Source organism: Marinobacter sp. SS13-12, from assembly GCF_030227115.1.
In the GTDB taxonomy this organism is placed as follows: Bacteria; Pseudomonadota; Gammaproteobacteria; order Pseudomonadales; family Oleiphilaceae; genus Marinobacter.
Genome location: NZ_JASSUA010000006.1, coordinates 134175 through 155486, shown reverse-complemented (window position 1 = coordinate 155486; position 21312 = coordinate 134175). Strand labels below are relative to the sequence as shown.

Annotated in this window: 20 protein-coding genes; 18 read left to right on the top strand and 2 right to left on the bottom strand. The window is 59.1% G+C overall.

Features of this window, described 5'->3' with window-relative positions; genetic code table 11:
- Positions 1-188 precede the first annotated feature (188 nt).
- From QPL94_RS21025 to QPL94_RS20940, 18 genes are all read left to right on the top strand, one after another.
- Entirely contained in the window at positions 189-1559 is a 1371-nt protein-coding gene (locus QPL94_RS21025) for an MFS transporter (RefSeq protein WP_285359847.1), read from the top strand.
- 58 nt (positions 1560-1617) lie between these two features.
- Positions 1618-2145 carry a single-stranded DNA-binding protein gene (ssb, locus tag QPL94_RS21020; protein ID WP_285359846.1) on the top strand — a complete coding sequence of 176 codons (528 nt, stop codon included), beginning with the start codon at positions 1618-1620 and terminating at the stop codon, positions 2143-2145.
- Positions 2146-2338: 193 nt separating this feature from the next.
- Positions 2339-3853, top strand: coding sequence for a PilN domain-containing protein (locus tag QPL94_RS21015; RefSeq protein ID WP_285359845.1), 1515 nt, complete (start codon positions 2339-2341; stop codon positions 3851-3853).
- A complete protein-coding gene (locus QPL94_RS21010; protein ID WP_285359844.1) occupies positions 3850-4545 on the top strand; it encodes a type II secretion system protein M in 696 nt (231 codons plus the stop codon). The genes QPL94_RS21015 and QPL94_RS21010 overlap by 4 nt, the downstream gene beginning before the upstream one ends.
- A 1-nt stretch (position 4546) precedes the next feature.
- On the top strand, positions 4547-4861 hold the full coding sequence (locus QPL94_RS21005; RefSeq protein WP_285359843.1) for a hypothetical protein: 315 nt from the start codon (positions 4547-4549) through the stop codon (positions 4859-4861).
- Entirely contained in the window at positions 4858-6588 is a 1731-nt protein-coding gene (gene mshL / locus QPL94_RS21000) for a pilus (MSHA type) biogenesis protein MshL (RefSeq protein ID WP_285359842.1), read from the top strand. The genes QPL94_RS21005 and mshL overlap by 4 nt, the downstream gene beginning before the upstream one ends.
- 1 nt (position 6589) lies before the next feature.
- Positions 6590-7429, top strand: coding sequence for an ExeA family protein (locus tag QPL94_RS20995; RefSeq protein ID WP_285359841.1), 840 nt, complete (start codon positions 6590-6592; stop codon positions 7427-7429).
- Complete coding sequence (locus tag QPL94_RS20990; RefSeq protein ID WP_285359840.1) at positions 7426-8484, top strand: tetratricopeptide repeat protein; 1059 nt, start codon at positions 7426-7428, stop codon at positions 8482-8484. Before QPL94_RS20995 ends, QPL94_RS20990 begins: the two co-directional genes overlap by 4 nt.
- A gap of 3 nt (positions 8485-8487) precedes the next feature.
- The gene (locus QPL94_RS20985; RefSeq protein ID WP_285359839.1) at positions 8488-10281 is read left to right on the top strand and encodes a GspE/PulE family protein; all 1794 of its coding nucleotides are present in this window, start codon (positions 8488-8490) and stop codon (positions 10279-10281) included.
- A complete protein-coding gene (locus QPL94_RS20980) occupies positions 10281-11510 on the top strand; it encodes a type II secretion system F family protein (protein ID WP_285359838.1) in 1230 nt (409 codons plus the stop codon). The genes QPL94_RS20985 and QPL94_RS20980 overlap by 1 nt, the downstream gene beginning before the upstream one ends.
- On the top strand, positions 11510-12100 hold the full coding sequence (locus tag QPL94_RS20975) for a hypothetical protein (RefSeq protein WP_285359837.1): 591 nt from the start codon (positions 11510-11512) through the stop codon (positions 12098-12100). The genes QPL94_RS20980 and QPL94_RS20975 overlap by 1 nt, the downstream gene beginning before the upstream one ends.
- Before the next feature lie 22 nt (positions 12101-12122).
- Positions 12123-12641, top strand: a complete 519-nt coding sequence (locus QPL94_RS20970; RefSeq protein WP_285359836.1) for a type II secretion system protein — start codon at positions 12123-12125, stop codon at positions 12639-12641.
- 33 nt (positions 12642-12674) lie between these two features.
- Complete coding sequence (locus QPL94_RS20965) at positions 12675-13178, top strand: type II secretion system protein (protein ID WP_285359835.1); 504 nt, start codon at positions 12675-12677, stop codon at positions 13176-13178.
- A 146-nt stretch (positions 13179-13324) separates the two neighbouring features.
- Entirely contained in the window at positions 13325-13786 is a 462-nt protein-coding gene (locus tag QPL94_RS20960) for a type II secretion system protein (RefSeq protein ID WP_285359834.1), read from the top strand.
- Complete coding sequence (locus QPL94_RS20955) at positions 13783-14274, top strand: type IV pilus modification PilV family protein (RefSeq protein WP_350310660.1); 492 nt, start codon at positions 13783-13785, stop codon at positions 14272-14274. Before QPL94_RS20960 ends, QPL94_RS20955 begins: the two co-directional genes overlap by 4 nt.
- Positions 14274-15059, top strand: coding sequence for a PulJ/GspJ family protein (locus QPL94_RS20950; protein ID WP_285359833.1), 786 nt, complete (start codon positions 14274-14276; stop codon positions 15057-15059). The genes QPL94_RS20955 and QPL94_RS20950 overlap by 1 nt, the downstream gene beginning before the upstream one ends.
- Complete coding sequence (locus QPL94_RS20945) at positions 15049-15462, top strand: hypothetical protein (protein WP_285359832.1); 414 nt, start codon at positions 15049-15051, stop codon at positions 15460-15462. Before QPL94_RS20950 ends, QPL94_RS20945 begins: the two co-directional genes overlap by 11 nt.
- Complete coding sequence (locus QPL94_RS20940) at positions 15459-18644, top strand: DUF6701 domain-containing protein (RefSeq protein WP_285359831.1); 3186 nt, start codon at positions 15459-15461, stop codon at positions 18642-18644. Before QPL94_RS20945 ends, QPL94_RS20940 begins: the two co-directional genes overlap by 4 nt.
- A 13-nt stretch (positions 18645-18657) precedes the next feature.
- Here the strand turns inward: QPL94_RS20940 and ntrC are convergent, their stop codons facing one another.
- A complete protein-coding gene (gene ntrC, locus QPL94_RS20935) occupies positions 18658-20085 on the bottom strand; it encodes a nitrogen regulation protein NR(I) (RefSeq protein ID WP_285359830.1) in 1428 nt (475 codons plus the stop codon).
- The gene (gene glnL, locus QPL94_RS20930; protein WP_285359829.1) at positions 20082-21164 is read right to left on the bottom strand and encodes a nitrogen regulation protein NR(II); all 1083 of its coding nucleotides are present in this window, start codon (positions 21162-21164) and stop codon (positions 20082-20084) included. Before glnL ends, ntrC begins: the two co-directional genes overlap by 4 nt.
- Positions 21165-21312: the final 148 nt, after the last annotated feature.

Genomic DNA, 21312 nt, shown 5'->3' with positions numbered 1-21312 from the left:
TCGCTGTCGAAAAAACGGAAATTATACCGCGTTTGGGCCCCGGCCGGCCAAGGCCGCAGTGCTTTTAAGCCTATAAATGCAATATGCCTTGCCTGTGTGCCTTCTGTTACAATGCGCAGCGATTTTGCGAAGGGCAGGCTCCCCTTCTGAACCCATGTTTCCGGAACCCTTATCAGGTCAGGCACCGCATGAATTCACTGGAAAGACGCTCCGTCGCAGCACTGGCATCCGTGTATGCCATGAGGATGCTCGGGCTCTTCATGGTTATGCCGGTATTTGTTCTTCTTGGTAGTGATTTAAAGGGTGCAACCCCCGCCCTGATAGGCCTGGCAATCGGCGCCTATGGCCTGAGCCAGGCGCTGCTGCAGATCCCGTTCGGCATGTTGTCGGACCGTGTTGGCCGCAAGCGGATGATCTATATTGGCCTGGTTCTGTTTGCCGCCGGAAGTTTGCTGGCGGCTTCCACAGACTCCATATACGTTGTGATTGCAGGGCGGATTCTTCAGGGCGCGGGCGCCATTGCCAGTGTCCTGATGGCGCTGCTCAGTGACCTGACCCGCGAGGAAGAGCGAACCAAGGCCATGGCCACCGTGGGCATCTCCATTGGGCTGTCTTTTTCCGTATCCCTGGTGCTGGGGCCATTGCTGGGTTCGGCCTTTGGCCTCTCCGGTATTTTTTACACCACGGCTGCTCTGGCCGTGGTTGCAATGGTGATTGTCAATCGCCTGGTGCCGACACCCCATGAACACAAGTCCAGTGCCGATACCCATCCAGCCCGGGCGATGCTGGGAAAGGTGCTTGCGGATGGCCGGCTGGTACGGCTCGATTTCGGAATTTTTGCACTGCATCTGGTGCTGACCGCTATCTTCCTGGTATTTCCGACGTTGCTTCAGGATGAACTGGGCCTGCCGTCGTCATCCCACTGGTGGTTCTATCTGACCGTCATGGTGACGTCTTTCTTTGCCATGGTGCCGTTTATCATCATTGGTGAGAAAAAACGCAGCATGAAACCGGTTCTGTGTGGTGCAATTGCATTGCTGGCGATTTCAACGGCGTCCATCGGCGGAATTTCAGGCAGTCTGACGGCGGCTTGGGCGGTGCTGTTCTTTTTCTTTATGGCGTTTAACCTGCTGGAAGCCAGTCTGCCATCACTGGTGAGCAAAGAGTCACCGGCAGCGGCGAAAGGCACGGCCATGGGTGTTTATTCCACATCCCAGTTCTTCGGTGCGTTTCTGGGTGGCGCCCTGGGCGGACTGCTTCTTGAACAGCTGGGGCTGCAGGGGGTTCTGTGGCTCATGGTGGTCGTGTTGCTGCTCTGGCTGGTAGTGGCATTGACGATGCCGAGCCCGGGTTACACCGCCAGTTTCGTGGTACAGTTACAACACGTGGCGCACAGCCAGTTTGATGATATTGACGATGCATTGAGAGGGCTTCCCGGGGTGCAGGACGTGGTCATCCTGGAAGAGGCGGAAACGGCTTACCTGAAGGTGGATCGTCGGAAATTTGATGAACTCTCGCTTGCGGACTTTGCATTTGTCCGGCAGGGTAGCAGTTCTTGAAAACCGGAGGCCTGCAGGGAAGGCAGGCTATCCCTGAAAACAGAGTCAGGAGCAGATCATGGCACGAGGCGTAAACAAGGTTATTCTGATCGGGAACCTGGGGCAGGATCCGGACACCCGCTATACACCGAACGGCAACGCGGTGGTGAACCTGAACCTTGCAACAGACGAAAGCTACAAGGACAGGCAGACAGGCCAGCTGGTGCCGAAAACCGAATGGCACCGGATCGTGATGTTCGGCAAGATTGCCGAGGTTGCGGGTCAGTACCTGCGCAAGGGCTCAAAGGTCTATATTGAGGGCAAGCTGCAGACCCGCAAATGGCAGAACAAGGAAGGCCAGGACGTTTACACCACCGAGGTGGTGGTGGATATCAACGGCCAGATGCAGATGCTGGACAGCCGCGGTGGTGAAGGCGGTGGCGCAAGCCAGAGCGCGCCTGCGGGTCGCCCACAACAGGCGGGCAATGCTGCGCCTGCTGCTGCAAGTCAGTCGGGACAGCAGTCTGGCGGCGGTGGATACAGCCAGCCTTCCCAGGGCAGCATGCCTGAGCCGGTCGATGATTTTGATGACGATATACCCTTCTAGCTTACATTCGAGCCGGTTTGTAACGTTTTAGTAGATATCTGATTCCAAGCCCCCGCCGAGCGGGGGCTTTCGTGTTAAAGAGTTGCAAAAAGAGGTCAAATTTAACAAGAAAACATGGAATTACGTTCACTTTCTCAACTATCATGCAGGCCAATGTAGAATCCGTGCACTTTTTAAGCACTGAGGCTGGCGAGTGGCCCGACGTTTTATAACAAGAGTTCTGCGACGTTCTGGTAAGCGGCAACGCGTCTACCTGGAAGTTCGCCCTGACGGCATTGCCTGGGCGGAGTCTGACGGCTCGGCCGGTTTTTCGGATTGCTCCCCGGCAAAGCGGGAGGGTGTTCTCGGCGCCCTATCGGGTGAGCGCAATTGGGCTGGCGCAGACACCACACTCATTCTGCCGCTTGATCAGTATCAGGTATTCCAGCTGGAGCGCCCGGAAGGCATTGATGAGTCCGAGCTTGGCGATGCCCTGAAGTGGAAGCTCAAGGATTTTCTCGATTTTAACCCCTCAGATGCCGTCTCCGACGTGTTTCATTTCCCGGAGGACGCCTCCCGTGGGCGAGGCAGCCTGGTTAACGTGGTTGCCGCACGAAAGTCCCTGGTCAGCGAAGTGGTGGCTCTGGTAGAGAGGTGCGGCCTGGCACTGGTGTCCATTGATATTGCCGAGCTGGCCCTGCGTAACCTGGTTCCCCGCATTGATCCTGATCGGCGCGGTGCGGCCCTGGTCCACATGCGCGAGCGCTTTGGACAGATGATTGTCTGCAAGGGGGAAACGCTTTACCTGTCCCGTCGGCTGGATGTCACTTCTGATGACCTGCGGGATGCAGCAAGCCAGGAGAATGCGGTGCAGTCGCTGGCGCTGGAGATGCAGCGCTCCCTGGATTACTACGAAAGCCAGTTAGGGCAGGTGCCACCTGGCGTTATCCGATTGGTAGCCCGTGACAACGTCCTGCCATTGTCATCCATGCTGGCCTCCTACGTGGCTGCCAGTGTTGAAACCCTGGACTGGGCGCCTTTTGGTCTTGATGAGCCCCTTGATAGCCGCTGTCTGGTCGCCTGGAGCGCCAGCCTGGCAGTGGCCGGGGGAAGCGATGGGCTGGTCCAGCAGGTTAATCTTTATACCGATGAATTGCGGCCCCATAGGGAAAAGTTGCAGGCAGGGATGGCCGTGTCCCTACTCGCGCTCGCGCTGGCGGTGATTGTTGTGGCTGCCGGTGTCGCCCGTTATCAGGAGTCCCGGCTGCAGGCGGAGACCAGGGGCCTGCAGCATCAGAATGAGCGGCTCCAGCGCTCCGTGGAGCAACTGACGAAGGAGGTGGAAGCCAGACAGCCAGACCCCGACGTAGAAGCTGCTCTGGAGCGTGTGACGGCAACACTGGCACGCCGACAGCGATTGCTGGACCGGGTGGAAAACCTGATCGCTACCGAGACGACGGGCTTTTCGTCGCCGCTCTCTGCTCTCGCACGTCAGGTGCCGCAGGGGCTGTGGCTGACGAATATCCGGCTTGACGCCAGCAATGGTGCCGTTGGTCTGGCCGGCAAGGTGCAGTCAGGCCAGCTTGTGCCGGTGTACCTTGAAAAACTGGGTGATGAGCCCGCCTTTGCTGGCAAGACCTTCGGCAGCTTCCGGCTGGACCGGGAGGAAGACGGGCGCTGGCTTGAGTTCCGCGTGGCGACCGATGCCGATGGGGAGGCCGCGAAATGACGTCTGCACTCCGTCAGCAGCTTGATCAGGGCGCAGCCTGGTTCAACGAACGGCCCATTCGCGAACGGGCGTTGCTCACCATCACCGCTCTTGTGGTGGTCCTGTTTGCGGGCTGGGAGCTTGCGGCTGCTCCGGTGGTAGCGAGCAATGAACAGCTTCGGTCCCGCCTGGTGACCCTGTCTGATACCCGGGCCTCATTGATGGAGCAGCAGGGCCTGCTGACAGAACAGTTGGCGTCCGACCCGTCACAGGTGTTGAGAGACCAGCTCGCGGCCCGACAGCAGCGCCTGGAAAGATTGAACAATGAACTCGCTGAAACCACGGGGCGGTTGATTGCGCCCCGGGCCATGGTCGTTCTGTTACGGGATATGCTCGCTGCCCAGGATAAGCTGGAGCTTCTCGGGGTAGACCTCCTGGCTCCGGTGCCGGTATTTGACAGGCAATCCGGTAGTACCCTGGGAGATGCCAGCGGCAACGACGAGTCCGCAGAGCCGCTGCTGTTCGCCCATGACGCGGAAATAGTCCTGCGTGGGGGCTACATGGATGTACTGGCCTATCTGGAAACGCTCGAAGCCATGGACGCGCGCCTGGGGTGGGTGCTGCTGGAGTATGATTCCAGCGAGTATCCTGACAATGAAGTCCGCATCAGGGTTCGCACCCTGAGCCTGGATCGCGCATGGCTGGGAGTGTGATATGAGGCTGTTGTTGCTCACAGTGCTGGCGCTGGCATTTTCAAATGCCCTCGCTTTACAGGACCCGACCCGCCCGGACGGTTTTGGTGCTTCGCCGCAGGCCCAGGTGCCGCAAAAAGAGTTTTCGCTGGCGTCGATATTTATAGGCAATGATCGCAGGGTGGCGGTTATTGATGGCGTGGCCCGCAGGGAGGGGCAGACATTCGAGGGTGTTCGTGTCAGGCGAATCCACCCGGACCGGGTAGAGCTGGTTGATCAGGGACGAGTGCGCGTTTTACGCCTTGAACCCCTTCCGCAAGTGCGGAGTTCGCAATGACAGAGAAACGAGCTGATATGACACTGAACCGAACGTTTCTGATCCTGTTGCTGGCCCTGTTTATGACGGCCTGCAGCAATAATCCGTTGATGCGTACCAGCCAGGCCACCTCGACTGACGCCGCGACTGCAATTGATGATGCGATGGCGGAGGCTGAAGCGGAACAGCGGCGAAACGCGCGAGCGGGCGCAATGTCCGGCGGCGTGCCCGAGGACGTCAGTGCCGCACTGATGCCTTCGCTGTCCTCCCCGGCTGATGACGAAGACCGCTTTGATGTGAATGCGAGGGGCTTGGCTGCCGGTCCTTTCTTTGAGGCACTGGTGGAGGGAAGCCGTTACAACGTGGTGGTTCATCCTGATGTCGGGGCCATCATCGACCTGCGCCTGGGAGACGTCACGGTGCCAGAGGTCATGGATATTGCCGGCGATCTTTATGGTCTGGATATCCAGCGCAGTGGGCGCCTGTTCCAGGTGAGGGCCGACAGTGTCCAGACACGGCTTTTCCCGATTGACTACCTGCACTTCAAGCGCAGCGGCGGCTCGGAAACCCGGGTCAGTTCAGGGCAGGTCAGCAGCGCGCGGGACAATTCAACCGGCGCCGGTTCAAACCGCAGCAGCTCGAACGACGGCGGCACCGCCAACCTGATAGGTACGCGGATTTCCACCGAAACCGAATCGGACTTCTGGCTCGACATCGAGCGTGCCCTGAAGATGATCATCGGAACTGCCAATGGCAGCCAGGTCATCGTCAACGCCGGTGCGGGCCTGGTGATGGTCCGTTCTGACGGTGAGTCTCTCAGGCAGGTGGAAGAGTACCTGCGCCGCACCCAACTGATTATGCAGCGGCAGGTGGTACTGGAAGCGAAGATCCTGGAGATTGGCCTGAACGAGGGTTACCAGCAGGGCATTAACTGGGCAGACATCCAGAGTGCCTCCAGTATTACCGCATCGGATGGGCTGCCGGAAGATTTTACCGCCCAGGCCCTGGCCGGGCAGGCGATCAGTACTTCGGACATCGGCGGGCTGTTCTCGGCGAGTGTCCGGGCTGGTGATTTTAGCGGGCTGATCGAATTACTGGGGGAGCAGGGCAATGTGCAGATTCTGTCGAGCCCGCGAATCTCTACGGTGAATAATCAGAAGGCCGTGATCAAAGTGGGTACGGACGAGTTCTTTGTCACCGACATCGACTTTGATGACAACAGCTCGGCGGTTACCGCCACCGACCGGACCTCCACGTCGGTTGAACTGACGCCGTTTTTCTCCGGTATTTCCCTGGACGTAACGCCCCAGATTGCTGAAGACGGTGCCATCACCCTGCACGTTCACCCCTCTGTCAGCGAGGTGAATGATCAGGAGAAGGTGATTACCGTGGGAGACCGGGATGTGGTCCTGCCCCTGGCCCGCAGCACCGTCCGCGAGACGGACAGCGTGATCCGTGCCGAAAGCGGCCAGATTGTCGTGATCGGCGGGTTGATCCAGAACACCAGTGAAGACAACAATTCTGCGGTGCCTTTCTTCAGTGACATTCCATTGCTGGGGGAGCTGTTCAAGCAACGTCGCTTTCAGTCCCGCAAGAGTGAGTTGGTTATCCTGTTGCGCCCGGTCGTTGCCGGTAGCGAGCAGATGAGTGCTGACGTATCGTCCAGCCGCGAGCGCATGCAGGTTCTGCGGGAACTGCTGGAGTCGTCCGAGTCCGTAAAGCCCCAACCGGAGAAAGCCAGACGCTAGCATGTACGAATCCCATTTCGGACTGCAGGAAGCACCGTTTGCATTGACGCCCAACACCCGATATTTCCTTCGGGCCCGTAGCCATAGCGATGCGCTGGAGTTGCTGCTGGTGGCGTTGCGTGAACGGGAAGGCTTTATAAAGATTACCGGGGAGGTGGGCACTGGCAAGACGCTGTTATGCCGCCTGTTGCTCAACGAGCTGGAACAGGATGCCCATACCGCCTATATCCCCAACCCGCACCTGACTCCGGATACCCTCTACGAAGCGGTGGCCGAGGAGCTGGGCGTGGACGTGGCACGTTGTGCCAACACTCACCAGATACTCAAAGCGCTGAACGAACGCCTGATTGCCCTGGCTATGGAACAGCGACCGGCGGTGTTGGTGATCGACGAAGCCCAGGCCATGCCCGAAGAAACCATCGAGGCCCTGCGGCTGCTCACCAACCTGGAGACCGAAAGTACCCGCCTGTTGCAGGTGGTGCTGTTTGGCCAGCCGGAACTTGACGAGCTTCTGAAGCGGGACAGCATGCGCCAGCTGCGTCAGCGCATCACATTCCAGTACCGCCTGGCACCCCTGGATAAGGTGTCGGTGGCGCAGTACCTGCGGCACCGCCTGGCCCAGGCCGGTTACAACGGTGGCGAGCTGTTCGCGCCTGCCGCACTGAGGCTGATCTCCCGTTCCTCAGGAGGCATTCCGCGGCTGGTCAACATCATCGCCCACAAGGCTCTTTTGTGTGCCTGGGGCCATGGCGACCGGCAGGTGGGGCGATCCCACGTCATGCAGGCCATCCGCGATACCGACAGTGCCCGTTTGCCCAACCTGCTGGTGAGGTGGCTATGAGCTTGCTCAATGACGCCCTGAGAGCGGCGGAGCAGCGCCAGGACCGGCCAGCGGCACCGGGCGCCTATGCGGGTGGACAACATCAGCCCCGTAACCGCCGGCCTTTGCTCCTGATGGTGCTTGTGGTCTTGGTGCTGCTCGTCGCCGTTATGGGGGGCTACTGGGTACTTGCCAACAGTTTCTCGCCAGAGCCAATGGTGAAGGAGAGCCAGCCGTCGCCGGATCAGGCCGTTCAGAGGGATGTTTCCGTGGAAGTTCTGCCTCCCGCGCCGCAGCCTGAGGTGGCCCGGCCTGAACCCCTGCCCAGACAGGCGCCGACACCCGAGCCGGAAGTGGCTCAGCCTGAGGTAAACCAGCCCGAGCCGGCGGTTGCGTCCTCGTCCCCGGTGGAAGAGGCTCCGGTCGAGCAGGAAACAAAGTCCGCTGAAACGGAAGAGGAGCAACCGGAAGAAATTTCCACTGCAGGCGTCAAGCAGGTCCCGGAGACTCCGGCCGCAAAGGACCGAAGCACTGCCAGGCAGCTTGAACGGCTGGTGGCCCAGGGCAATATCACCGATGCAGAGCGGGGCCTTGCAGCCCTGACGCAGGAGCAAACCGCGCCCCGCAGCCGCTACGTGGTGGCCAGGGCGCTTCTGGTGGACGGCAAACAGGATCAGGCCCTTGGCTGGCTGCCCGAGGGCATTGCTGCCGATCATCCGGGGTTGCGGCTTTTGCGGGCCAGGGCTCAGCACGCTAATAGCGACCTGGCAGCTGCTGTCAATACGCTCAGCGCAAGTGTGCCGCCGGTGCAAGACCACGCGGAATACCGGGTTACCCTGGCGACCCTGTTGCAGCAGCAGGGAAAGAATGGGGAGGCCGCCCGCCACTGGGCCGAATTGATCGCCTGGGATGATAGCCAGGGCCCCTGGTGGGTAGGGCTGGCGATTTCGCTGGAAGCCCAGGGGGAGCAGGCCGGAGCTGCCAGGGCGTACCGGCAGGCAGCCGAACTGCCAGGCCTGCCCCGGTCACTGGCGGACTACGTGCAGCGAAGGCTGCAGGCATTGCGAGCAGGATGATTCATGGCTGAAGCAAAGAAAAAAATCCGTATAGGTGACCTGCTGGTCCAGAACGATGTCATCACTGAGCAACAGTTGATGACCGCTCTGCGTGAGCAGAAGAACACCGGGCGGAAGCTGGGCCGCACCCTGATCGACCTGGGCTATGTGGAAGAGGATAACCTCCTTAATATCCTTTCGCGTCAGCTTGAGGTGCCCTTCGTTCAGCTGCGTCACTTCCAGTTCAATAACGAACTGGTCAAGAAGCTGCCGGAAGCCATGGCCCGCCGTTTCCGCAGTATCGTGCTGGCGGAGCAAAGTGGCGAACTGCTGGTAGGCATGGCCGACCCGCTGGATATCTTTGCGTACGACGAACTGGTACGGGTGCTCAAGCAGCCGATCAAGCAGGCCGTAGTGCGGGAAAGCGAACTGCTGAATACCCTCGACCTGGTTTACCGCCGTACCGACGAAATAGCCTCACTGGCGGAAGAACTGGAAGACGAACTCGGCGACGATGCCTTCGACCTGGCCGACCTCAGCGCCGAATCGGAAAGTGCCGAAGCTCCTGTGGTCAAGCTTCTGCAGACCCTGTTCGAAGACGCGGTACAGGCCCGGAGCTCGGATATCCATATCGAACCGGACGAGACCGTGGTGCGGATTCGTCAGCGTGTGGATGGCGTGCTGCAGGAACAGGTGATGAAGGAGAAGCGGGTGAACTCCGCCCTGGTACTCCGCCTCAAGCTGATGGCCGGCCTCAACATCTCCGAAAAACGCATCCCCCAGGACGGCCGGTTCAACGTTCGGGTCAAGGGCCGCAGTATCGACGTGCGGGTATCTACCATGCCGGTGCAGTACGGCGAGTCGGTGGTCATGCGTTTGCTGGACCAGAGCCAGGGCATACTCAACCTGGACGTTACCGGCATGCCTCCGGTGCTGCTGGAAAACTTCCGCCGCATGATCAGGAAGCCCCACGGCATGATTCTGGTTACCGGCCCCACCGGTAGTGGTAAAACCACCACTCTGTATGGGGCCCTGACGGAACTGAATCGCCCGGAAGTGAAAATCATTACCGCGGAGGATCCGGTGGAATACCGCCTGCCGCGTATAACCCAGGTACAGGTAAACCCGAAAATCGGCCTTGAGTTCGCCAGCGTGCTGCGATCCGCCCTGCGCCAGGACCCGGACATCATCCTGGTCGGTGAGATGCGTGACCATGAAACCGCCGAAATTGGTTTGCGGGCAGCCATGACCGGCCATCTGGTGCTTTCGACGCTGCACACCAACGATTCCATCAGCAGTGCCATGCGCCTGATCGATATGGGCGTGGAGCCCTTCCTGGTGGCCAGTTCTCTGCTTGGTGTTGTCGCCCAGCGCCTGGTTCGTAAGGTGTGTGACAACTGTAGGGAGGGCTATGAGCCCACCAGCCAGGAGAAAGTCTGGCTGGACCAGTTTGATCTTGATCCTTTGGATCTGGAAGCGGGCTTTGTTCATGGCCGGGGTTGCTATCAGTGTGGCAACAGCGGTTACCGTGGCCGGCTGGGTGTCTATGAAATGCTGGAATTGAACGAAGGCATGCTGGACGCCCTGCGTCGCAAGGATCTTTCGGGATTCACCCGCGAGGCCCGCAAGAGCCATCTTTACCGCCCGCTTGGCATGTGCGCCATGGATTTTGCCCTGCAAGGGATTACCACGCTGGAAGAAGTCGCCCGGGTGGCAGCCACCTCGGAAGGCGACATTTCCCTGGAAGAGGTGCCGGTGCTGTCTCAGGCTCACGGCAAGGCCTCGCAGCCTCATGCACAGAGTGAGGGAGGCGCCTGATGCAGTTCAGTTATCGGGGAAAGGACGTCAGGGGAGCCGTGCAACAGGGTGCGCTGGCCGCGCCGAGCCCGGAGGCAGCGGCGTCTGAACTCATGCGGCGGGGTATTACACCCCTGTCCATTCGTGAGCAGGATCAGAGTGAATCCCTGGGCGAGCGGCTGAACAGGATGCCGATTTTCCGCAAGAAAATCAGCCTGGATGAACTGATCGTTTTCTGCCGCCAGATGCACGCACTGACCAAGGCGGGCATCCCGTTGATCCGGACCATGCGGGGGCTGGCGGACACCACCCGTTCACAGGTGCTCAGCGAAGTGCTGGACGACGTGACTGACCGCCTGGAAGGTGGCTCTACCATGGCCACCGCCATGCAGGCCCATCCGAAGGTGTTTTCGGAACTGTTTATCGCCATGATCCACGTGGGCGAGAATACCGGGCAGCTGGATGACGCCTTCAAGCGCCTGTCTGACATCCTGGAACTGGAGCGGGACACCAAGCGCCGCCTCAAGCAGGCCATGCGTTACCCGATGTTTGTGGTGATTGCGCTCTTTGCTGCCCTGATGGTGGTGAACTTCCTGGTGATCCCGAAGTTTGCTGCGGTCTTCAACAAACTGGGTGCCGACCTGCCGTTCCTGACCCAGGTACTGGTGGGCACGTCCAACTTCCTGCTGGGGTACTGGTACATCGTTCTGTTTGGCGTTGCCGCGTCCATGCTGCTGGTACGCCAGTGGAAGCAGACCGAACAGGGGCGGCTGACCTGGGATCGCTACAAGCTGAAAATGCCCATTATCGGCCCGCTGCTGGAACTGATTACCCTGAGCCGGTTTGCCCGCAACTTCGCCAGTATGCTGTCGGCGGGCATGCCAGTGACTGTCGCGCTCACCGTGGTTTCAGACGCTACGGACAACGCCTGGATATCCAAACACATCAAGGACATGCGGGCAGGCATTGAGCGTGGCGAAAGCCTGTTGCGCACAGCGCGGCAGAGCGATATGTTCACGCCCCTCATATTGCAGATGATTGCCGTAGGCGAAGAAACCGGCTCCGTGGACGACATGCTGATCAATGTGGCCGATTTCTACGATGAAGATGTCGACTATGGCCTGAAGCGGCTGGCGGAGTCCATCGAGCCAATACTGATTGTCGCCATGGGCATACTGGTTCTGATATTGGCGTTGGGCGTGTTCCTGCCCATATGGGACCTGGGGGCCGCCGCCATGGGGCGGGGATAATGGCCACCCAGAAATACTCGGGGATGTCGGTGTTGGTCAATTCGCATCGGCTGAGATTTCTGGTGTCGCTCTCCATCCTTTTTACCCTTGGGTGGGTACTGCTTGGGGTGCTGGAGCGCGAAGCAGCAAGGGCTGAACAAGCAGGAACCCGTCTGATGCTTAACCAGATCAGGAGTGTGCTGGTCGTGAAAGGCGCGGAAATTCGCCTGAAAGAAGGACCGGAGTTCATTAACTGGGCAGGAAAGAACCCCTTCGAGTGGTTTGAGTCAGAACTGGCCTCCTATGAGGGAATCTGTCCTGAGGGACATCCCGGACCTGGCAAGTGGTGTTTCAGGCCGTTACAGACCAGTGACGAAGGATACAAATATGACGCGGCGGACGTGAAGGGGCGGGTTATATTTCAACCACGCCAGCCGATAACCATAGGAGAACGGCAAGGAAGCCGCACCACACCCCTGGCCTGGGTTGTGGCGGTAGAGTTTACGGACAGCAACAGCAATGGACGCCTTGATGAAGCGGACCTCCAGTCCGGACTGATGTTGCAGCCGGTGGAGATGAAAAACGAGAACGAACGTGCCGAGAATCAATAACAAGCCTCAGGGAGGTCGAGCTATGAGGGCGATGACAGTAACAAAGCAACGGACCAAGGGTTTTACCCTGATTGAACTGGTGGTGGTGATATCCATCCTTGCCATCCTCGCAGCCTTTGCGCTGCCGCGGTTCGCCGAACTGTCGGACGAAGCGCACCGGGCAAGTATCCAGGGCACCTCTGGCGCCTATGCCGCTGCTGTCGCTCTGGTTCGCGCCCAATGGACGGCCCGTGGCGCTGCTGGTGCACAGACTGACCTCCCCGGATTTGGCGAGGAAAACGTCGACGTGAGCGCGGATGGCTGGCCCACGGGCGTGGGTGGCAACACCGACCCGGCTACCATGAGTGCGCAAGAATGCCAGAACCTTTGGCTGGGTCTGATGCAGTCTAACGCGCCGACGGTGGCAACTACCGGAACCGCAACCGATTACACAGCATCAGCAAGCGGCTCCGTGTGCACCTATGAGTACAACCTCAACGGTGGCACGGACAACATCCAATACGACGCCAGCAATGGCGAAGTGATCAGGGTTATCAATTAAACACTTGAAAAGCAGCAAAAGCAGGAGAAAACCATGAATATGATGAACGAGATGGCAGCAAGAAAAGAGAAGGGTTTCACCCTTATTGAACTGGTAATGGTGATTGTGATTTTGGGGATTCTGGCGGCGTTTGCGTTGCCGAGGTTTGCGGATTTTGGGGGGGATGCTCGCGAGGCGTCGATTCAGGGACTAACTGGAGCTTTGAAATCTGCATCTTCTATTTCCCATGCTCGTCAGGTTGCAGATGGAGCCGGTCTGGGCGCGGATGTAAGCCTTGATGGCCAAACCGTTACTATGGTGAATGGATATCCGACCGCTGACGCCGACGGCATTGTTGCTGCTGCAGATGTGGATACCACCAACGACTACGCAATTGCAGGAGCAGCTGCAGCAGGTGGCACTGCGGCTACTTTCACAATTGTGGGTTATACCGGTGGCACCTGCGAAGTCGTTTATACGGCGGCTACCGCAGCTACCGACAACACGGCCCCAATAACTGCACCTCCGTCCGTTGTTGCCGATGTCAGCGGTTGCTAACAAGGCTGGTGTCGTAGCATCGTAGGTCGGATTAGCAAAGCGTAATCCGACAAATCTGATCGCCGGCCCCACCCAATGTCGGATTACGCTCACGCTAATCCGACCTACGTTTTGCGTTTGGGTGGCCGGGAATCTGGGAGAGGGGCATGACAATAAAGAACGCCCCGAGGTCATCGGGGTTCACCCTTGTTGAGCTGGTTATGGTCATCATCCTGATCGGAGTGCTCTCCGCTCTGGGTGTTGGGCTGTTTGCCGGTCGTTCCGCCTTCTCTCCGTTGCTGGCAACCCAGCAACTTGCCTCCGCCACGTTGCTTGCACAACAGGCAGCGCTGGCGGGCAATGTTGCCAATACCCTCACTGTTGAAGAGGGTGGCAGCAATTTCCGCTTTATTGTCGGGGCCGGAACATCGGCTTCGCGCACTTTCGAGCTGCCCCGGGCGGGCACCTCGCTCTCTGCTCCGGGCGGTTTGCCGCTGACGATCACGTTCAATCCAGACGGCGCTCCGGATAGTGGCGCCAACCTCAAATTTACGTTTGCCGGAGAAAGCACCTTCGAAACGTGCCTGAGTTCACTGGGCGCTGTTTACCGTGGGGACTGCCAGCCATGATGCGGCTCCATCGAGGCGCAACCCTGGTGGAACTGGTAATGACCATCGTCATTATCAGCGTGGCGATTGCCGGTGTAGTGGGTGCTTTTGCGTTGATTACCGGGCGCAGCGCCGACCCGCTGAACCAGACACGGGCGGTGGAGCTGGCGCAGCTCTACATGGATGAGATTATCTCCAGGAAATATGACGACGCGACTCCGCAGGGTGGTACCCCAAAATATACCGGTACCTGCAACATCGGGCCGGAGGGGGGAGAGACAAGGGATACCTACGATGATGTGGACGATTACCACAACACCACCGACTCGCCTCCCGCAAATGCAGAAGCTGTCCTGACTGGTTACAGCGGCTTTGCCGTCGAAGTCGAGGTTGCCTGCGCTGGTGATGAAGTGAATCTGCCGGATGCAGAAGCCAAGCGCATCGACCTGACCGTCACGGCACCCGGCGGCCAGGCCTTCTCGTTTTCAGCTTACAGGGCTAATTTCTGATGCGTCGTGCGGCGGGCTTTACCCTGGTTGAACTGATTATCGTCATTGTGCTGCTGGCCATCGTGGCAACGATTTCCGTGCAGTTTATTGCCCTGTCTACCCGTGGCGCCATCGACGTCAGTTCCCGCCAGCAAAGGGCACTTTCGGGCGTGGTCATCAGCGAGCATATAACAAGGAGTCTGAGGGCGGCGTTGCCAACGTCCATCCGGGCGAGTTCAGACGGATCCTGCATTGAATGGATGCCCATCCGGGCGGCGTCCAACTACCTTGATTTGCCAAAGGGCAGTTCGCCGTCGTCGTTTGACGCCGTGCCACTGGCTGGCGGGCAGGCAGCTGCGGGGAGAGTCGTCGTCTATGGCTACGGCAGTGACGTTTATGACACCAGTAGCCCGGGGCCCGTATCGCCTCCGGCCAGCCTACCTGCGGGTTCCCCTCCGGTGACCGTCACCTTTGATGGTGGGGCCACTCACCGGTTCTCGGCAAAGTCGCCGGAAAAGCGTTTCTACGTGGTTGGTGAACCGGTTGCCCTTTGCCAGTCTGGCCGTTGGCTCTACCGTTACAGCAATTACGGCATTAATGCATCGGTTGCATCCGGCCTGCCGTCAACCTTCCCCGGGCGGGAAGTGCTGGCGGCATCCCTGGAAGGTGGTTCCCTGGTCTTCGAGGTAACGCCCCCGACCCTGCAGCGCGGGGCGGTGGTGTCATTCAGTTTTGTTCTTGAAGAAGACGAAACCGGTGAATCCACCGCCATCAGCCAGGAGGTACAGGTTCGCAATGTGCCCTGACAAACGCCTGAAAAACCAGTCCGGTGCCGGCCTGCCGGTTGCGCTGTTCATTGTGACGGTACTGGCATTCCTGGTACTTGGCATCTCCCAGCTCCAGCAGAGCAGCGGCGAATCCATCAGCCTGCAGATCCAGTCCCAGCGTGCGTTTTTTGCGGCTGAAAGTGGTGCACAGGTGGCGGTGAGGGATGTGCTGGAAGCAGATAGCTGCAGTGCAGTTAACACCCCGCTGACATTTAACGATGCCGATGGGCTTCAAGGCTGTAGTGCAACGATGGCCTGTGAGTCGGTAACGGCAAACATTGGCGGCTCCGGGGGCAATACGGTTTTCACGATCACCAGTAGTGGGCAGTGTGGCGCCGGGACTGACCAGGCGACTCGAGATATAGAGGTACGAGTACGATGAGATTCCTGATCGTCTTGTTAATCAGTGTCGGACTTCCGTTCGCCGCCAATGCCACCATCACCCTCTCCGCCAATGGTGATCCTGAGGGGCCGATTACGGTTTTTGTCGACGAGGATGTGTTATTTGTCGTCGAGACGAATAATTGTGCCAATGTAGGGGGCAATAATTCAGCCTGGCGTGATACTTGGGTCAATGCCGGAGCACCCGGGCAGCAGACGTTTGGGAACAGCCCCTGCGATGACTCGCCCTTCGGGAGGACGTTCAGTTTTCCGAATCCGGGAACCTACACGGTTTCTTATACATCCGAGTATTGCCGAAACTTGAGATTCAATGGCTGTAGGAGCGGGTGGGAGTTTGATCAAAGCGACGAGATTACCGTCGTGGTGGTTGAGCCGAACGAATTCACTTGCTTCAACGATGAATTCACGGACGGCTCTCTTAGCCCCGAAAACTGGGTTACGTCTGTAGCCAGTGGCAGCTTTACACCCGGCGATGTCAACGGTCGGTTACGGATGACAGAAGCAGTCAGCAACCAGTCAACGGCTGCTACTCTTCAAAGGGAAATACCAGGTGCAGACAACCTGGTGGTTCTGGAGTTTGATTATTACGCCTATGGCGGCAGTGGGGCAGACGGCCTGGCTGTGGTCCTGTCGGATGCCACCATCACACCCCGACCTGGTAGCTTCGGTGGCTCGCTGGGGTATGCCCAGCGTAACAACGGCGATCCGGGGTTCGCTGGGGGTTGGCTAGGCATAGGCCTGGATGAATTCGGCAACTTTTCCAATCCCACTGAAGGGCGCCAGGATGGGCCGGGATTCAGGCCAGATGCTGTTGCCATCCGGGGGGCTTATCAGGGTAACTATCGTTTCCTCAGAGGTACCGGTACGCTTCCTACGGGTATTGACCAATCTGGCAACGATCCATCAGCGCATCGCTACCGCATCACGGTGGATTCCCGAAACGCCGGTGAGGCACTGGTTTCGGTTGAGCGTGATATAACCGGTTCGGGGAACAGCTTCCAGGAATTGATAAGCCCCTTTAATGCCTTGAATGAGAGTGGCCAACCGGATGTGCCGGAAAACTTCCTTCTGTCCCTCACTGGTTCCACCGGCGGCGCCACCAATATTCACGAGCTTGATGACATTGAGCTATGCGCCCTTCAGCTCAATCCCGTCGGCGAGCAGGTTGATCACTTCGAAATCCTCCACGATGGCGTGGCGCTGACTTGTCAGCCTGAAACCGTCACCATCCGTGCCTGTGCCGATGAGAACTGCGACCAGCTGTTCACCGACCCCATCCAGGCCACCCTGTCGCCTTTGGACGGCTGGCAGGCTGGGAACGTGGTCAACATTGCTGGTGGCTTCGGTGAGGCAACACTGCAGAACACCGTTGCCGGTGAAGTCACCCTGGATGTTATCGGTTCCCAGCCGTCCACCCGGCCGCAGGCGGTCACGCTCTGTCAGGCCGCTGGCGGCGGGCTGTCCGCTGCGAACTGCATTCTGGAGTTTTTTGATTCCGGGCTGGCTTTCGATGTGCCGGACCTGACCTCCCACAGGCCTTCGGGTCCTGTCGAGGTACGGGCAGTGCGACGGGACGACGCGACCCAGGCCTGTGTGCCTGCGTTTGAAAACGTGGAGCGGCCGGTGCAGTTCTGGTCTACCTATGTTGATCCGGACCAGACCAACCGCCCCGTCAGCCGTGCGCTTTCCGTAGATGGCCAGACTGTGGGTGGCGATTCGGGTGCACCAACTACTGTAAACCTGAACTTTGGCGCCGGTGGTATTGCTCAGATTGATGTTCGCTACCCGGATGCTGGGCAGATGCAGTTGGATGGACGTTACCTGGGTTCCGCAGCCACAGAGGACGAGGGCTTGGTGATGCCTGGATCGGATCAGTTTGTCAGCGTGCCGGCAGGGCTTTGTGTGCGTTCCGGCGGGGAATGTGCGGCCGGCGATGCTTCTTGTCCCCCGTTTGCGAGAGCCGGCGCGGAGTTCGATCTTTCCATAACGGCGGTTGGCTGGCAGAGCGATGGCGATAGCAATCTCTGCGAGGGTAATCCTGTTACCCCCAATTTCCGTTTGCTGAATGTTCCTCTGTCTTCAGGTGTGGTAGCCCCTGCTGGTGGTGTGGACGGAACCCTCACACCGACGAGTTATACCCATACCCGGTCGGTGGATGCCACAGAAACGTTGACTGCCCGCATTTCGGAAGTAGGGGTATTCGAGTTCCTTGCAACCCCGATTGCCGGTGGATATCTGGGCAAGTCGATTTCCCAGGGCATCAGCGCCCCGGCCGGACGTTTCTATCCCGATCGTTTCAGCGTAGCGGTCGACCCGGGAGAATTGGGTGCCGAATGCTCAGTAGCCACGCCCTTTACCTACACCGGGCAGGATATCGAGTGGTCCTTGGTGCCCAGCCTCGACATTGAGCCTTTGTCGGTGCAGGGAACCCGAACGGTGAATTACACGGAGCCGGGCTTTCAGCGGCTTTTGGCAACAGACGTGGCGCGGACCACTCCGCTGGCAGACAGCACAGCCCTGAATCGTGATGGCGTTCCGCTGGCGGTCACCGCCAACGTGATCGACGGCACCCTGGCAGAAGTATTAGGTGAGCCGGGGTTGCTGCAGTTTGACTATGCCGGCGACGATACGGTCCGTTACGACAAATTGCCGGAAGCCCAAGTAGCGCCTATCAGGCCAGAGCTGGAGTACACCGTTACCGATATTACAGACGCGGATGGTGTGAGCGGCGCTGGCGCGCCCTACAACTTTACCCCTGCTGCCGATTTTGAGGTGCGCTACGGCCGGCTGACCATGGACAATGTGTATGGCCCCGAGAATATCTCCGAGCTGCTGATGCCGTTCCGACTGGAGTACTGGAATGGATCGCGGTTTGTTTTGAACACGGCAGGCAGTTGCACAACCTGGAATACCGCTGATATCACCAGCCCCGCAGAGCACCATACATTGGTGGCCGACTCTGGCACATTTACTGGCGGTGAGGCGGGCCCGTTGAGTCTGCAGCCGGATGGTTCTCAGGGTACCGACACGCTTACATGGGCTGTGGAGGACTGGCTGAAGGATGATGTCGACGAAGATGGTGCGCTGGATAACCCTTCAGCCCTGGCAACTTTCGGCGTTTACCGGGGCCACGACCGGGTTATTTACTGGCAGGAAAGGTAGCGGGAGAGAGGATTCAGTCCTCTTCCCCCTCCGGGTGATCCATCCCCAGCTCGTTAATCTTCCGCGTCAACGTATTCCGACCCCAGCCCAGCAGGATAGAAGCATCCCGACGACGACCGCCGGTATGTTTCAGCGCTGTTTCGATCATGATGCGCTCAAACTCCGGTACAGCCGTATCGAGAATCCCTTTGCGCCCACGCTTTAATTCCTGCTCGGCCCAGTTTCGCAGGCCTTCCTGCCAGGTCTGGCCCGTCGCCGGAGCTTCTGCCTGCTGCATCAGCTCCGGCGGCAGGTCGTCGATGTGAACCTCACGACCACTGGCCATTACGGTTAGCCAGCGACAGGTGTTCTCCAGCTGGCGGACGTTGCCGGGCCAGGGCAGGGTGGTGAGGTATTCTTCCGCTTCCGGGCGTAGCAGTTTGGTTTCCACCGCCAGTTCCCTGGCTGCGCGCTTGAGGAAGTGCTCCATCAGTCGGGGGATGTCTTCCCGGCGTTCCGCCAGTTTGGGCAGGTGTACCCGGATCACGTTCAGGCGGTGGAACAGGTCTTCCCGAAAGGTGCCAGCCTGGACGAGTTTTTCCAGGTCCTGGTGTGTAGCGGCGATGATGCGTACATCTACCTTGATCGGTGTGGTTCCACCAACCCGATAGAACTCTCCGTCCGCCAGTACCCGTAACAGTCGAGTCTGGGTGTCGGCAGGCATATCGCCGATTTCATCCAGAAACAGGGTGCCGCCGTTGGATTGCTCGAATCGCCCCTGTCTGGCGGCAGCGGCGCCGGTGAAAGCGCCTTTCTCATGGCCGAACAGTTCGGACTCGATCAGGTCCTTGGGGATGGCTGCCATGTTCAGCGCGATAAACGGGCGGCTGGCCCGTGGGCTGTGGTTGTGCAGGGCCTGGGCCACAAGCTCTTTACCGGTGCCACTCTCACCGTTGATCAGTACGGTGATGTTGGAGTGGGACAGGCGCCCGATGGCCCTGAAGACTTCCTGCATGGCCGGGGCTTCACCGATGATCTCGGTGTTGCGTTGGGTGCTCTCGGCCTGGGGCTCTGACGTGGCCCTGCGTTCATGGCTATGGGCCACAGCTCGCTTTACAAGGGCGACGGCGTCATCCACATCAAAGGGCTTGGGCAGGTATTCGAAGGCGCCGGTCTGGTAGCTGGTTACCGCGCTTTCCAGGTCGGAGTGGGCGGTCATGATGATCACCGGCAGATCCGGGTGCACCTCGACAATCTGGGACAGCAGGGTGATGCCGTCCACGCCGGGCATACGGATATCGCTAATGATGGCGTCCGGCTGTTCGTGCTCCAGCCGCATCATGATGCTTTCACCGCTTTCAAAAACCCGGGGCTGCATACCGGCCTGATTCAGGGCGCGCTCCAGCACCCAGCGTATACTGCGGTCGTCGTCAATAATCCAGACGTTTGCCGGTTGGCTCATAGGTTGTCCTCCAGGGGCAGGAAGATGATGAAGTCGGTTTTTCCGGGCTCGCTTTCGCACTCAACCAGCCCGTGGTGTTGCCCGATGATGCTTTGGGTGATGGACAGGCCAAGCCCGGTTCCGCTCGCCCGTCCACTGATCATCGGGTAGAAAACGTTCTGTAGCAGGTCCGGTGGTATGCCCGGGCCGTTATCGATCACATCCACGCGGCAAACCAGGCGATGCCGTTTATGGCCGATGGTGAACTGTCGCAGCGCGCGGGTGCGGAAGGTGATGGTGGGCTGCTCATCGCCAGACCTCTCTGCCTGGTTTTCGAAGGCCGCTTCCATGGCGTTGCGGGCAATGTTGAGAAAGGCCTGGATCAGCTGCTCCTTGTCGCCCTGGAACTCCGGAAGACTGGGGTCGTAGTCTCGCAGGAAGGTCAGCCGGCCGCGACTTTCCGCCTCCAGCAAGGTTTTCACCCGTTCAAGCACTTCATGAATGTTGGTGGGGGCAAGTTTCGGCGCTTTGTTGGGGCCCAGCATTCTGTCCACCAGGGATCTGAGGCGATCGGCTTCTGCAATGATGACCTGAGTGTATTCCTTCTGGCCTTCATCATTCAGTTCCCGGTCCAGCAGCTGCGCGGCGCCCCGAATGCCACCCAACGGGTTCTTGATCTCGTGGGCCATGCCCCGCACCAGAATCCGGGTGGTTTCCTGCTGGGATATGATGTCCTCTTCCCGGCTGATGCGCAGTAGCCTATCCCGTGGCTGTATTTCGATCAGCAATTCGGCAGGGTCGAGGCTGATGGGCGAGACCGAGTAGTCAACGGTTAGTCGCAGACCGCTGGTGAGCACGAATTCTGCTTCGCGGCGGGTGTAGGACTGACCGTTCTCCGCGGCGGCGTACAGGGTTTTCAGGGCGTCTTCCGAGTCGATCAGAATGTCGTTGATAGGGGCGCCCTGGCTCCGGGTAATGCTGGTTTCAAACAGGCTCTCGGCGGCCGGATTCAGGTACTGGATCTGCAAGCCTTCCCTCAGCACAATCACCGCGGTGGTAAGGCTGTCCAGTATGCTTTTGTATCCGGCCGGTATTGCCATGATTCCATCCCTTTTGGTGGGCAACGCTGAGTACTCACGCAGTTTTGCAAAAAGCGAACCACATTGGAGGATTGCAGCGTTGAAAATGCGCATTTTGCGGGCATTGCGGTTTGACGGCCCGTAAACGCGCCGTTGTGTAGTGCATAAG